The following is a 13,997-nucleotide window of genomic DNA, read 5'->3' on the forward strand; positions in this document are numbered from 1 at the left end:
ATTGCCAAATCGAGGGTGAGCATGATTAAGAAAATCGGTGTTTTGACAAGTGGTGGTGATGCACCAGGTATGAATGCTGCGGTACGTGGTGTAGTTCGTACGGCTTTGTCAGCGGATTTAGAAGTATATGGCGTGTATGACGGTTACCTAGGTCTTTATGAAGACCGCATCAAAAAGCTAGATCGCTCTAGCGTATCTGATGTGATTAACCGTGGTGGTACGTTCTTAGGTTCAGCACGCTTCCCTGAATTTAAAGAAGTAGAAGTTCGTGAGAAAGCGATTGAAAACCTTAAGAAACACGGTATCGATGCACTAGTCGTTATCGGTGGCGACGGTTCGTACATGGGTGCGAAGAAACTGACTGAGATGGGCTACCCATGTATTGGTCTGCCAGGCACTATTGATAACGATATCGCAGGTACTGACTACACAATCGGTTATCTAACTGCGCTTAATACAGTTATTGATGCGATTGACCGTCTACGTGACACGTCTTCATCTCACCAACGTATCTCTATCGTTGAAATCATGGGCCGTCACTGTGGTGACCTAACGCTTATGTCAGCGATTGCTGGTGGTTGTGAATACATGATCACTCCAGAAACTGGCCTAAACAAAGAGCAACTTATTAGCAATATCCAAGATGGAATTGCGAAAGGTAAGAAGCACGCGATTATCGCACTCACTGAGCTTATGATGGATGCGACTGAGCTTGCCAAAGAGATCGAAACTGCAACTGGTCGTGAAACTCGTGCAACTGTTCTAGGTCATATCCAGCGTGGTGGTCGTCCAACAGCGTTTGACCGCGTCCTTGCGTCTCGCATGGGTAACTACGCAGTGCATCTTCTAATGGAAGGTCACGGTGGTCGTTGTGTTGGTATTCAGAAAGAGCAACTAGTACACCATGACATCATTGATGCGATCGAAAATATGAAGCGTCCAGTTCGTGATGACCTATTCAAAGTTGCTGAAGAGTTGTTCTAATCGACATTGATTCAAAAGATAACAAACCGCGGCTTAAGTCGCGGTTTTTTTACGCCTTAATAAAATGAAAGCATAAAAAAACAGGCTCGATGAGCCTGTTTTCCAGTAATGCGATAAGCGATTACTTAGCTTTTGCTGTTGCCGCTGCTTTAGCGATGGCTGCGAAGCTCTTAGCATCTAGAGATGCACCACCAACTAGAGCACCATCGATGTCTGGTTGTGAGAAGTATGCTTCAGCGTTCTCTGGCTTAACAGAACCACCGTATTGGATGATAACTTGCTCAGCAACTGCTTCGTCTTTTGCTGCAATTAAAGCACGGATAGAAGCGTGAATGCGTTGTGCATCTTCTGCTGTTGCTGCTTTACCAGTACCGATAGCCCAGATTGGCTCGTATGCGATGATAGCGCCGTTTAGCGCTTCAACACCGTATGCGTCGATTACTGCGTTGATTTGACGTGCACAAACTGCTTCAGTTTCGCCTGCTTCGTTTTGCGCTTCAGATTCACCGATACAGAAAACTGGCGTTAGGCCATTTTCTTTTAGGAATGCGAATTTCTTAGCGATGAACTCATCAGATTCGTTGTGGTATTCACGACGCTCTGAGTGACCGATGATGATGTGAGAAGCACCAAAATCTTTAAGCATCTCTGGAGACATGTCGCCAGTGAATGCACCGCTGTTGTTTAGGTCTGTGTTTTGAGCGCCAAGAATGATCTTGTTACCGCCTTCAGCGATTAGACGCTCTGCTAGGTCGATGTACAGTGCAGGTGGAGCTACCGCCACGTCTACACCAGTTACACCTTCAAGTTCAGCGTTTAGGCCAGTTAGCAGCTCAGTTACCATTGCTTTGCTACCGTTGAGTTTCCAGTTACCCATAACTACAGGTTGACGCATGAGATTTTCTCCAAAATCAGTGTTTGTAAAAAACGAATGTAAAAAATAAACGTGATTACGAAAGAATATAACAGATTAACTCAAGTAGATCATGACTGGAGTCATTTCTTTATCGCTTTGACGTTTTATTCTAGTAAACAAAACCAGAATCTCACCAGAGTGATCCAGTAAACAGAATAATAGAATACTTCTCGGAATTTTCCTTATAGCTTGTTATACCTTGTCGCTTGATGGTTAAAAATAGGGACGTAGCATGCCGAACCTTGTACTAGAGTACTCAAATACTGCGGATGAAAGACTGAATGTTCAGGGGTTACTGGAAGACTTACATCGAGTCACGCTAAACTGTGGGTTATTCGAGAAAGATTCTGTGAAATCACGTTCGTTGCGCAGCCACAACTGGTTGATTGGCGAGTCCGGAGACAGTGAGGATTTTCTACATATTAGTTTTGAACTTTTGTCTGGTCGCACTGAGGAGCAGAAAAGAGAACTTTCGAGAAAGTTGATGGAAGTGCTTCGAGAGCAGGCGGGACATATCAAAAGCTTAACGGTCAATGTCCGAGATATGGATAAAAGCTGCTTTCAAAAAATTACCAATTAAAAAGAGATTATGTGATGTCGTTTAAATCGTTACTGTTTTCGTTTGAAGGTCGTGTTGGGCGTAAAATATTTTGGATTTGGAATGTTTTTTATTACCTAGCTATTATTTTCTTTTTGAAAGGTATGGTTGAGCTGGCCCCACAGTGGGTGAACATTCTAGTGCCAATCTTTTTACTCATCCTTTTGATCCCAGACTTAGCGATTACGGCGAAGCGTTGGCATGACCGCAATAGATCGAGTTGGTGGCTGCTGCTCAACATTCCACTGGTTTTTGGACGTATGAGTTTACCCACATTGGACCCAGCAACGGCGGTACAACCTTCAATGGCTCAGAGTGTGATCTCGTTTGCTTCACTCGCTTGTGGTCTTTGGATATTAATTGAATGCGGCTTTATGAAAGGCACCCAAGGTCAAAACCAATATGGGCAAGAACCGCAGTAAGTTCATTTAACGCCAATCGTCAGATTTAGAAAAAGGGACGATTTCAGCGCCGTTTTCTACACTGGGCGCGTTGCCGTTCAGCGCTTGAGAGAATTTGATAATTTGACGATGCAGTTCCTGGCGCAGCAAAATGTTGGCATGAATGGGGTTCTTAGCATGCTGTAGAATCCGTTCAATGTGACTTTGCTGGGCGTGCAATCTAGGCTGCATGTCGGTAGAACAAGATGCGATAAACTGCTCAGTTAAATCATGACGTAATTGACTGAGTTGCTCTGGGTTATGTTTGGCCATAGCGACGAGTTCATCGAATGAAGGTAAACGAATAGAGGGGTCCATGTGCTTTCCTCGCTAAAATAATCTCCATGCATATAGATAGCGTAGGAGTTAATGAGAAAAGACACAATAAAACTTCCAGCAGTCTCAACGGTAAGACGAGAACCTTCCGGTCGCACTTGTAAGCTTAGACTTTGTTATTAAAGGTGTATACGCAGCGACGAGCACCTTGCACGATGTGCTCATCTCGTCGAACTGAAATATCGCTGCCAACCAAAGCTTGAAAGACATTGAGCTCAGACTGACACAGGGTCTCGCAGCGCTGTGCCGCTTTGCAAATTGGGCAATGGTTTTCAATTAACAGAAAACCATCTTCCGTTGCTTGATACTCTGCCATGTAGCCGTCTTGGTCACGTAACTCAGTGAGCTTCTTCACTTTGCTTTGTAGGTCAGGCAGGCTATCAAAATGAGGTCGATAGGTTGCGAGCGTATTCACTTCACGCTCTTTTGATATTTTATTCAGGCCTTCAGAACCAAACACTTGCTCAATCGCATCAATAAACTGAACCGTTAAATCGCTGTGGCGGTCTGAAAATTGAGCATGTCCTTTTGCGGTGAGTGACCAATGACGATTAGGACGACCTACTTTGACTTTGACATCTTCAAAACGCAGAAACCCTTCTTCTTCCAGTCCCTGTAAGTGTTGTCTAGCACCCATCGTGGTGATGCTTAAACGTAAAGCGATCTGTTTAGCAGTGACTGCGCCTTCTCGTTTAATGATGTCAATGATCTGGTCAGTGGCTTTCATCAGTGCGTCCGTTTCTGTTAAATCAGCCTAAGGGTAATGATAGTTGAGGTATTATGGCGAATAAGGTTAATAAAGCAAATTATTTACTATCGTCACCATAGATGAAAAAAACGCTGGCCATAGCCAGCGCTTTGTTCCAATGATGGCGATTACAAGATGATATCGCGGATCTCTGGATCTTTACGCTCTAAATAGTGCGTCGATTTGATACGGCGGATCGTACGGCAACGACCACGAATAAGCAGTGTTTCAGTCGTTGCAATGTTGCCTTGGCGAGCAATGCCCTCTAACAGATCACCTTTAGTAATACCGGTTGCCGAGAAAATGACATTATCACTGCGAGCCATATCTTCCATGCGAAGAACAACGTTCGCCTCAACGCCCATTTGCGCACAGCGTTCAAGTTCAAGCTCACCCGCTTTGCGATTTTCTTCGTTGTCGCCTTTTACTTCGTGACGTGGCAGTAGTCGGCCATGCATATCACCATCTAAGGCGCGAATCACAGCGGCAGAAACCACTCCTTCAGGTGCGCCGCCAATACAATACATAACGTCTACTTCACTATCTGGCATACAAGTGAGAATAGAGGCTGCGACATCACCATCGGGCACTGCAAATACACGTACGCCCATGGCTTGCATCTTTGCGATGACATCATCATGGCGCGGTTTCGCGAGCGTAGTAACGACAAGCGTATCAAGAGGCTTACCTAGCGCTGCGGCAATGTTAGTAAGATTATCTGACAGTGGCTTATTGAGATCGATAACCCCTTTTGCTCCAGGGCCGACCACCAGCTTCTCCATGTACATATCAGGTGCTTTCAAGAAGCTGCCTTTTTCACCAGCGGCTAGAACAGCAAGTGCATTTGACTGGCCCATTGCTGTCATACGCGTACCTTCGATAGGATCTACCGCGATATCGACGGCATCACCACCAAGACCGACTTGTTCACCGATATATAGCATAGGCGCATCATCAATTTCACCTTCACCAATAACAATTTCACCTTCGATATCGGTTTTGTTCAGTAGGCTGCGCATGACTTCAACTGCGGCACCATCCGCAGCATTTTTATCGCCACGTCCAAGCCATTTATAACCTGCTAAGGCGGCACCTTCGGTAACTCGTGAAAAAGCCATCGCTAAATCGCGCTTCATACTGACTCCAATTAAATGAAAAATGACAAAAGGATTTCTGGCGCGAATTCTAGCACATCCCAAAGGAAACGTTTGCTTTTTTGTGGATTTGGCCGCTATCTTGTCGCTAAGTGATGATGACTCATTAAGAAAATGCAAGACAAAAGGTCAGAGTAGGGTGATAGCAGGTTAGCTTTGACAAGCTTTAGGTAAAGCTTATGTCATTTTGCGATGCTTTTTTGACCGAATGGTGAAAAATCTGCAATATAGGGCGTGTCTATCTTCTCTATGCTGAGTAGAATGGGACAATATAGAGTATGAAGTCTTTTCATGTCACAGAATTAAATTAAGGGTAGGCCGAGATGTCTTTTGAAGTACTGGAACAACTAGAAGCAAAAATTCAAACTGCAGTTGACACAATCGCGCTTCTTCAAATGGAAGTTGAAGAACTGAAAGAAGAAAAAGTGCAACTAGCAAATCAAGCGGAAGAGCTACGTAATAGCCGTGAAGAATTGGTTCAAAAGACTGAGCAAATGCAACGTGAGCACGGCCAATGGCAAGAGCGTATTCGTAACCTGCTTGGTAAAATGGACGAAGTAGAGTAATTCATTCGTCAAACGTATTCGAAAAGCACTCATTTGAGTGCTTTTTTTATATCATTTGGTCTAACCAGTGTAACTCACCGTCTCTTGACTTTTCGTACACAACTTGAGCACGTATACTAACCCCAACTAGGGAAAGGAAAAGTTAGAATGAAAACACGTGACAAAATAGTGTATGCCGCCCTCGACTTATTTAATTTAGATGGCGAGCGCAACGTGACGACCAACCATATTGCGGCTCATATCGAGATTAGCCCAGGAAACCTCTATTACCACTTTCGCAACAAGCAAGAAATCGTCAGAGAGATCTTTGCTTTGTATTCGCAAGAACTCATCGAGCGTTTTACGCCGATCCAAGGTCAGCAAGAAAGTTTGGCACTCTTAAAACACTACCTTGATTCTATCTTTAACCTGATGTGGAAATACCGTTTCTTCTACGCTAACTTACCAGAGATACTTCAGCGTGACCCTAAATTGCATGATGAGTATATTGAGGTGCAAGAGCGACTCCAAGGTAACTTGGTGAACATTCTAAGGGCATTCGTCGAGCTTGACTTACTCGCTATTAATGAGAAAGAACTCAAGTCATTAGTGACCACATTGCATATGATGGCAGTGGGTTGGCTTAGCTACCAATCTGCGATGTCTCCAAAAACCAAAATCACCGAAGAGGTGATTCAGCAAGGCATGCTTCATATGATTAATGTCGTGAAGCCACTCTCGACGGCAAAAGGTCGCGAACAGCTATCGCTTTTGGAAGATGGAGTAAAAATGATGGGGACAGCAGAGAGTCGTTCGTTCTAATGGTATGATATATAGTCAATTCATCTTGCAACAAACCCTACATCCTTAGTAGGGTTTGTTGTTTTAGAAGCAAAGAGAACGCTAGGATGGTAATGTCATGGTCAACAAAGAAACCAGCATGAAAGCGCACTATGACGTGTTTAATGGCGATGCGGATGGCATCCTGTCTTTACTGCAATTACGACTGGCTCATCCTAAAGAAACACGATTGATATCAGGTATTAAGCGAGATATTGCTTTATTACAGCGGGTTCCTGTTGAACAGGCGAGATCGGTGACCGTACTCGATATTTCAATGGATAAAAATCAGGCCGCACTAGCTGAGCTTTTGGAACATGATGTTGCTATTACTTACATCGATCACCACAAAGCCTCAGTGATTCCCCAACATGAGAGTTTTGAAGCGCATATCGACCTTGATGCCAACATATGCACCGCATTAATAGTGGATAATCTGCTGCAGGGACAATTCCGGACTTGGGCGATTGCTGCTGCTTACGGCGATAATATGCTGGCTAGTGCCGAGCGATTAGCGGATACGCTGAAACTGACTCAGCAGCAGCGACATTTTCTCAAACAGCTAGGAATCTTGGTGAATTATAACGGCTATGGGGAAACCTTGGATGACCTTCACTTCGATCCAGTAATCTTGTTCCAAAGGTTATTGGCCTACCCTGATCCTTTTGAGTGCCAGCAAGATGCGGCTTCACCGTATTACACACTTAAGGCAGCGTTTGATAGTGACGAAATGGCATTAGGCGCGGCGGAAACTATTTTTGAATCTGATGCACTAAGAGTGATAAAGCTGCCAGCGACGTCAGCGGCAAGACGAATGTCGGGGACTTGGATTAATCGCTTAGCGAATGAGTCTCCTGAACAAGCGCATATCTCTCTGGTGCCAAGACGTGATTCAAGCAAAGGTGTGAGTTATACCGTTTCTGTCAGAGCCCCGCTAAACAATAAGCGAGGCGCTGCCGAGGTTTGTAGTCAGTTTGCCACTGGCGGTGGACGAGAAGCGGCTGGGGGGATTAATGCGCTGCCAGAGCATGAAATCGAGCAACTGATTCACGTTGCTCAATCACGTTATTGCTAAAGGTTCAGGCTTGGCTTGCGGTTACCGCTTTAACCAACTCTTTGGGTTTTGAACTTTACTATTGCGGCGGATCTCGAAATACAAAGATGACGTTGACTGACCGCCAGTATCTCCAGCAAGAGCAATGGTTTCACCAGCCGATACTTTATCGCCCTCTTTTTTCAAGAGTGTTTGGTTATAGCCATAGAGAGTCATGTCGCCCTTACCATGGTCTAGCAGCACAACCAGTCCATAACCGCGTAAATAGTCTGCAAAAACCACCGTACCGGAATAGACAGACTTAATTGCCTCACCATATTTGGCTTGAATGACCATACCTTTCCAATTGACCTGGCCGGTTTGTTTAGTACCAAAGCTGTGTAAGGTCTTTCCTTTTACCGGCCACGGCAGTTGCCCTTTTTGTCGAGCTAAGCCATCCATAGGGACTTGATTTCGCTTGGCGGCTTTAGCGATTTCCGCCTTCAGGCGTGTCTCATTGCGTTGCAGCTCTGCCAAGTATGTTTTATCACTAGAAATACTTTTCCTAATTTTCGAAACGGTACTTTTGCGGCTAGCTTGATTTTTCGCCAGTGAATTGCGTTTCTCTTTTTGTTGCTCCAGTAATTGAGCGATTTGATTTCGTTCTAGCTCAAGTGCACGTTCGCTTTCCGCTAGCTCAAGCTCAGTTTGCGCCAACTTCTCTAACGTTTCGGCACGCGCTTTAGCAAGATATTGATAGTACTGGCTAATGCGGTCTTCATCTGGAACAGAGCTAAAGACATTCGTTGCAGAGTTGTTCTGCTTAGTGACGTAATAGGTTTGTACTAATTCGGCGAGAATTTTCTGTTGTTGTTTCTTTTGTTCGGTCAGCGCTTCAACTTGTTGATGAAAACTGTCTAGATTGCGATTCGCTTGTGTAAGTTGTGCTGTGGTCGCCTTGATCTCTTTTTCGATATTAGAGATTCCGACTTCTTGTTGGCGCAAGGATTTTTGCAGTTTATCCAGCTCTTTTTGCTGGGCAGAAAGCTCTTTTTGTTGGCGCGTAATTTCACTTTTTACACCGCTAAGCTCACTTTGACTCGCTGAAGAGAGTGTCGGATATGTAATAAGCCAGATGCTAAGAACCAGTGCCGATATAGCGGGGATGAAAGGCGATTTGTTATTGGGTTTCATTCTACTTCCGTTAAAAATACCGACCAAGTTTGTTCGTGCCCATATGCGTAAGCACCATTATATCCACACTTAGTGTCACAGGTGCAAGCATACAAAAACGCCGATGCGTATGCACCGGCGTTTTATCAAGTAAATGTCATTACTTTACGAGGTCGGTTATTTAACCAAAACGTCGCCAGACATTTCCGCTGGAATTTCCATGCCAGACATAGAAAGCATCGTTGGAGCTAGATCAGACAGTTTACCGCCTTCTTTAAACTCAACCGCTTTATCACCAACATAAATCAGTGGTACTGGTAGGTTAGTGTGAGCGGTGTGGATACCACCAGTCTCAGGGTCTACCATCATTTCTGCATTACCATGATCTGCAGTGATCAGCATTTGACCACCGACTTCGTTAATGGCTTCTACTACTTTACCTACGCTTGTATCTAAAGCTTCAATCGCTTGCTCAGCGGCTTCGTATACACCTGTATGGCCAACCATATCGGCGTTTGGATAGTTACAGATGATAGTGTCATATTTGCCTGACTTGATAGCCGCAACCATTTTTTCAGTCAGCTCTTCAGAGCTCATCTCTGGTTGAAGGTCATAAGTTGCTACTTTTGGAGAAGCAACAAGTTGGCGCTCTTCACCATCAAATTCAGTTTCAACACCACCGTTGAAGAAGAACGTTACGTGAGCGTATTTCTCAGTTTCAGAGATACGTAGCTGAGTTTTACCTGCTTTCGATAACCACTCACCATAAGTATTCTCTAATGATGCTGGTGGGAATGCACAAAGTAGAGGAATGTCCGCTGCGTATTGAGTCAACATAACGAAATCAACCGCTGGGAACGCTTTTCGCTCAAAACCTTCAAACGATGGTACAAACGCACGAGTAATTTCACGAGCACGGTCAGCACGGTAGTTCATAAAGATCACTGCATCGCCATCAACGATAGCTGCCGATTCTTGACCTTCAGAGCGAATTTCTGTGGGCGCAACGAATTCGTCGTTTTCATCACGAGAGTAGGCCGCTTCAAGACCTGCAACTGCAGAGTCAAATGTGTACGCACCTTGTGCTAGAGTCAGTAGGTCGTAGGCTTTTTCTACGCGATCCCAGTTGTTATCACGATCCATTGCGTAGTAACGACCAACAAGAGATGCTACACGACCTTTGCCTAGCTCTGTAAATAGAGCGTCAAAGCGTTGTAGTGAACCTTCTGCACTACGTGGTGGTGTATCACGACCGTCTAAGAAGCAGTGTAGGTAGATTTTTTCTGCGCCACGTTCTGCCGCCATTTTCACTGCCGCGTAGATGTGATCTTCGTGAGAGTGAACACCACCTGGAGACATCAGACCCATAAGGTGAACCGCTTTACCTGCAGCGATAGCTTTATCCATTGCAGCGACAAGAATTTCATTCTGACCGAACTCACCGTCAGCGATAGATTTTGTGATGCGAGTAAGATCTTGGTATACCACGCGACCAGCACCAATATTAGTGTGACCCACTTCTGAGTTACCCATTTGACCATCCGGTAGACCTACGTCCATGCCAGAAGCCGAAATTAGTGTACGTGGATTGTTTGCCCACAAGCCGTCCATTACTGGAGTTTTTGCGTTATTGATTGCGTTGCTTGCGTTGTCTTCACGGTAACCCCAACCGTCAAGAATCACTAGAGCCATTGGCTTCTTAGCTGACATAGTTATAACCTCGTCAAATCGATAGTAACTTTACAGAAAACAAATTAGCGTAATTTTACTACACTTTTTAACCAAAACTGTAGTGGCAGATCAAATAATGTTTGTGATTGCCGTTGCTTGTTTTCAGTTTTGGACAGTTGAAAACACGAATCGTTTCCCGTGTGAGGTAATCATAGACGCTATTTTAGGATGATTCCTCGCCTTTGTTTCTATTAATACGCCTGTATTGGTCGGTTTGGCTAATCGGTTTTCTCTATCTTTGCAATAGTGAAGACATTCGGGTTGAGGAGAGGGATCTCAATTCTTTGTTCGAAACATTTTCCCCTCTCGCCACAGCACGACTAAGCCGCTATACTCCTCGACTGATTTAATGTTCAACTATTAAGAGCGCAAGCTATGCAAGAATATTTAGAATTTTTCCAACAAAACATGATCATGGCACTAGTGTGGGTTGCACTATTCGTCGCTCTGATTGCCAACATCTTCAAATCAGCAAACGCTGCATATAAAGAAGTATCGGCTGCGCAAGTGACTCATATGATGAATCGTGAGAATGGTTTAGTGGTTGATATTCGTTCAAAAGACGACTTTAAACGCGGTCATATTACTGACGCCGTTAACGTCCAACCGTCGGAAATTAAGTCAGGTTCAATCCCAAGCCTTGAAAACCATAAATCAGACCCAATCATTGTTGTATGCAAAACTGGACAAACTGCGCAAGAGAGCGCAAACCTGCTGGCAAAAGCAGGGTTTGAGAAAGTTTTCTTGCTGAAAAATGGTCTGACGGCATGGAGCGAAGCGAGCCTGCCACTGATCAAAGGCAAAAAGTAATCGAGAAATTTGAGTAATTTCGCGGCAGTTATGACTAAGGGATGTGATAAATGCCACGGAATTAACGGCTCGCCTAGTCATAGAACATTGGCTCGGATAGTCTGCAAGACAACTCATAAACGTTTTTGACAATTTTAGACGTATTTAAGGAAAATCATCATGGCTGAAGCAGCTCCACAAGAAGCACAACAAAACTTCGCAATCCAACGCATCTTTCTAAAAGACGTATCTTTTGAAGCACCAAACTCACCAGATATGTTCCAGAAAGATTGGAATCCAGATGTTAAGCTAGACCTTGACACTCAAAGCCGTGAATTAGGCCAAGGTATCTATGAAGTGGTTCTTCGCTTGACTGTGACTGTGAAAAACGCAGAAGAAACCGCTTTCCTATGTGAAGTTCAACAAGGTGGTATCTTTACTGCTGAGCAAATGGAACCAGGTCAACTTGCACACTGTCTAGGCGCATTCTGCCCGAATATTCTGTTCCCTTATGCTCGCGAAACGATTTCGAGCCTAACGATGAAAGGTACGTTCCCTCAATTGAACCTAGCACCAGTTAACTTTGATGCTCTGTTCATGAACTACCTACAACAGCAAGCTCAACAAGAAGGTAAAGCGGAAGCTTAAGCCTTTTTCGCAGAATCTCAATTCTGCATGAATGAGCAAAGTGAATAGACTTAGCTAATAAAAATGCACAGCGCGTCGCGATGTGCATTTTTTATTTGCTCCGTACGGAGTAGACTAACTACATTGAGCCATAACGAAAATTTGGTGGTGTTATGAATAACGCATATGGAAAAGAAATCGCAATGACCGTTATCGGTGCGGGTTCTTATGGGACCTCGTTAGCGATCTCTCTTGCTCGTAATGGGGCAAACGTGGTGATTTGGGGACACGAACCTGAGCACATGGCTAAGCTTGAAGCGGACAGGGCCAATCATGAGTTTTTGCCTGGGCTCGAATTTCCAGAAACCTTGATTGTAGAGTCTGATTTGCACAAAGCGGTTCAAGCCAGTCGTGATCTCTTGGTTGTTGTACCAAGTCATGTCTTTGGTATCGTACTTAACAGTATCAAACCTCATCTTCGTCACGATAGCCGCATTTGTTGGGCAACTAAGGGCTTAGAACCAGAAACGGGTCGACTTTTGAAAGATGTAGCCCATGACATCATTGGTGATAAATATCCCCTTGCGGTGCTGTCTGGTCCTACGTTTGCCAAAGAGTTAGCCGCAGGACTACCAACAGCCATTGCTGTTGCCTCACCTAATGCTGAGTTTGTCGCTGATCTTCAAGAAAAAATTCATTGCAGCAAAACATTTCGTGTCTACGCCAACGATGACTTTACGGGGATGCAGCTCGGTGGCGCAGTGAAAAACGTGATTGCGATTGGTGCAGGGATGTCAGATGGTATCGGTTTTGGTGCTAACGCACGTACTGCGCTGATTACCCGTGGGTTAGCGGAAATGACTCGTCTAGGTTCAGCATTGGGTGCCAAACCGGATACCTTTATGGGCATGGCTGGCCTTGGTGATCTTGTACTGACATGTACTGACAACCAATCACGTAACCGCCGTTTTGGTTTGGCGCTTGGTCAGGGCAAAGATGTCGACACCGCACAGACAGAGATTGGTCAGGTCGTTGAAGGCTATCGCAATACCAAAGAGGTGTGGTTACTCTCTCAGCGTATGGGTGTGGAAATGCCAATTGTTGACCAAATCTATCAAGTACTGTATCAAGGTAAAGACGCAAGACTTGCAGCGCAAGATTTGCTTGCTAGGGATAAAAAAGCGGAGCAACAATAACGCTCTGTTGGTGATTGAATACCAGTCGTAGGACAAGAAATGAAACACTGTGAAAAGAAGAATGTCTGGGAGTGCATTGTAACAGAAGCGCGCGAACAAGCAGAGCAAGAGCCGATGCTTGCGAGTTTTTATCATGCCACCATCATCAACCACGAAAGCTTTGGTGCAGCATTAAGCTACATTTTGGCCAATAAGCTGAAGACCGCGTCGATGCCAGCAATGGCAGTACGTGAAGTGGTTGAACAAGCATTTAATGCTGATCCATCGATTACCGATGCAGCCGCTTGTGACATTTGTGCCACAGTGAACCGAGATCCAGCGGTTGCCATGTACTCAATGCCGCTACTTTATCTTAAAGGCTACCATGCGCTCCAGGGTTATCGTGTCGCCAACTGGCTTTGGAAACAAGGACGTATGGCTCTTGCTACCTATTTGCAGAACCAAATTTCCGTAGCGTGTCAGGTGGATATTCATCCGGCGGCTCGCATTGGTAAAGGTATCATGCTTGACCACGCCACCGGCATTGTTATTGGTGAAACGGCTGTCGTTGAAAATGATGTTTCTATCTTGCAGAACGTCACACTAGGCGGTACTGGTAAAGACTGTGGTGATCGACATCCAAAGATCCGTGAAGGCGTAATGATTGGAGCTGGAGCGAAGATCTTGGGTAACATTGAAGTCGGTAAGGGAGCCAAAATTGGCTCTTGCTCTGTCGTGCTTCAGCCTGTGCCGCCACACACCACGGTGGCAGGGGTGCCCGCTAAGATTGTCGGTAAACCGAAAACCGATAAGCCATCATTGGACATGGATCAACAATTTAACGGTAAATCGCAAACCTTTATGGGTGGTGATGGGATCTAGTTCGTTACCGACAACGATGGTAATAG

General features: G+C 44.9%; 16 protein-coding genes. 10 read left to right on the forward strand and 6 right to left on the reverse strand.

Going from position 1 to position 13,997, the window contains the following annotated elements; all coding sequences use genetic code 11:
• Positions 1-21: 21 nt before the first annotated feature.
• A complete protein-coding gene (gene pfkA, locus VTH8203_RS05415; RefSeq protein WP_096992747.1) occupies positions 22-984 on the forward strand; it encodes a 6-phosphofructokinase in 963 nt (320 codons plus the stop codon).
• Between the two features lie 121 nt (positions 985-1,105).
• On the opposite strand, the gene tpiA is transcribed toward pfkA, so the two are convergent.
• Positions 1,106-1,879 (reverse strand): triose-phosphate isomerase, encoded by a 774-nt coding sequence (tpiA, locus tag VTH8203_RS05420; protein WP_096992748.1) that lies wholly within the window; start codon positions 1,877-1,879, stop codon positions 1,106-1,108.
• Between the two features lie 253 nt (positions 1,880-2,132).
• Between tpiA and VTH8203_RS05425 the strand changes: the two genes are divergently transcribed.
• Together VTH8203_RS05425 and VTH8203_RS05430 are read left to right on the forward strand one after the other, a co-directional pair.
• Positions 2,133-2,480, forward strand: a complete 348-nt coding sequence (locus VTH8203_RS05425) for a 5-carboxymethyl-2-hydroxymuconate Delta-isomerase (RefSeq protein WP_096992749.1) — start codon at positions 2,133-2,135, stop codon at positions 2,478-2,480.
• A 14-nt stretch (positions 2,481-2,494) separates the two neighbouring features.
• The gene (locus VTH8203_RS05430) at positions 2,495-2,920 is read left to right on the forward strand and encodes a DUF805 domain-containing protein (RefSeq protein ID WP_096992750.1); all 426 of its coding nucleotides are present in this window, start codon (positions 2,495-2,497) and stop codon (positions 2,918-2,920) included.
• A 6-nt stretch (positions 2,921-2,926) separates the two neighbouring features.
• Here the strand turns inward: VTH8203_RS05430 and VTH8203_RS05435 are convergent, their stop codons facing one another.
• From VTH8203_RS05435 to glpX, 3 genes are all read right to left on the reverse strand, one after another.
• On the reverse strand, positions 2,927-3,256 hold the full coding sequence (locus tag VTH8203_RS05435; RefSeq protein ID WP_096992751.1) for a DUF3135 domain-containing protein: 330 nt from the start codon (positions 3,254-3,256) through the stop codon (positions 2,927-2,929).
• 124 nt (positions 3,257-3,380) lie between these two features.
• The gene (locus tag VTH8203_RS05440; protein WP_096992752.1) at positions 3,381-4,001 is read right to left on the reverse strand and encodes a helix-turn-helix transcriptional regulator; all 621 of its coding nucleotides are present in this window, start codon (positions 3,999-4,001) and stop codon (positions 3,381-3,383) included.
• A 149-nt stretch (positions 4,002-4,150) separates the two neighbouring features.
• A complete protein-coding gene (gene glpX / locus VTH8203_RS05445) occupies positions 4,151-5,158 on the reverse strand; it encodes a class II fructose-bisphosphatase (RefSeq protein ID WP_096992753.1) in 1,008 nt (335 codons plus the stop codon).
• Positions 5,159-5,499: 341 nt separating this feature from the next.
• Between glpX and zapB the strand changes: the two genes are divergently transcribed.
• The 3 genes from zapB (at position 5,500) to VTH8203_RS05460 (ending at position 7,636) form a co-directional block, all read left to right on the forward strand.
• Positions 5,500-5,742: a cell division protein ZapB gene (gene zapB / locus VTH8203_RS05450; RefSeq protein ID WP_006075487.1), complete on the forward strand. Its 243-nt coding sequence runs from the start codon at positions 5,500-5,502 to the stop codon at positions 5,740-5,742.
• Positions 5,743-5,889: 147 nt separating this feature from the next.
• Positions 5,890-6,543: a TetR/AcrR family transcriptional regulator gene (locus tag VTH8203_RS05455; RefSeq protein WP_096992754.1), complete on the forward strand. Its 654-nt coding sequence runs from the start codon at positions 5,890-5,892 to the stop codon at positions 6,541-6,543.
• A 97-nt stretch (positions 6,544-6,640) separates the two neighbouring features.
• The gene (locus VTH8203_RS05460; RefSeq protein WP_096992755.1) at positions 6,641-7,636 is read left to right on the forward strand and encodes an acetyltransferase; all 996 of its coding nucleotides are present in this window, start codon (positions 6,641-6,643) and stop codon (positions 7,634-7,636) included.
• A 21-nt stretch (positions 7,637-7,657) separates the two neighbouring features.
• On the opposite strand, the gene VTH8203_RS05465 is transcribed toward VTH8203_RS05460, so the two are convergent.
• Entirely contained in the window at positions 7,658-8,788 is a 1,131-nt protein-coding gene (locus tag VTH8203_RS05465; RefSeq protein WP_096992756.1) for a murein hydrolase activator EnvC family protein, read from the reverse strand.
• 156 nt (positions 8,789-8,944) lie between these two features.
• Positions 8,945-10,477, reverse strand: coding sequence for a 2,3-bisphosphoglycerate-independent phosphoglycerate mutase (gene gpmM, locus VTH8203_RS05470; RefSeq protein ID WP_096992757.1), 1,533 nt, complete (start codon positions 10,475-10,477; stop codon positions 8,945-8,947).
• A 396-nt stretch (positions 10,478-10,873) separates the two neighbouring features.
• On the opposite strand from gpmM, the gene VTH8203_RS05475 reads away from it, so the two are divergent.
• The 4 genes from VTH8203_RS05475 (at position 10,874) to cysE (ending at position 13,971) form a co-directional block, all read left to right on the forward strand.
• On the forward strand, positions 10,874-11,308 hold the full coding sequence (locus VTH8203_RS05475; RefSeq protein WP_096992758.1) for a rhodanese-like domain-containing protein: 435 nt from the start codon (positions 10,874-10,876) through the stop codon (positions 11,306-11,308).
• A gap of 159 nt (positions 11,309-11,467) precedes the next feature.
• Complete coding sequence (gene secB / locus VTH8203_RS05480) at positions 11,468-11,935, forward strand: protein-export chaperone SecB (protein WP_096992759.1); 468 nt, start codon at positions 11,468-11,470, stop codon at positions 11,933-11,935.
• Between the two features lie 152 nt (positions 11,936-12,087).
• A complete protein-coding gene (gene gpsA / locus VTH8203_RS05485; protein WP_096992760.1) occupies positions 12,088-13,110 on the forward strand; it encodes an NAD(P)H-dependent glycerol-3-phosphate dehydrogenase in 1,023 nt (340 codons plus the stop codon).
• Between the two features lie 39 nt (positions 13,111-13,149).
• The gene (gene cysE / locus VTH8203_RS05490) at positions 13,150-13,971 is read left to right on the forward strand and encodes a serine O-acetyltransferase (RefSeq protein ID WP_096992761.1); all 822 of its coding nucleotides are present in this window, start codon (positions 13,150-13,152) and stop codon (positions 13,969-13,971) included.
• The last annotated feature ends 26 nt before the right edge of the window (positions 13,972-13,997 follow it).

The organism is Vibrio thalassae (assembly GCF_900089835.1).
Classification (GTDB): Bacteria; Pseudomonadota; Gammaproteobacteria; order Enterobacterales; family Vibrionaceae; genus Vibrio; species Vibrio thalassae.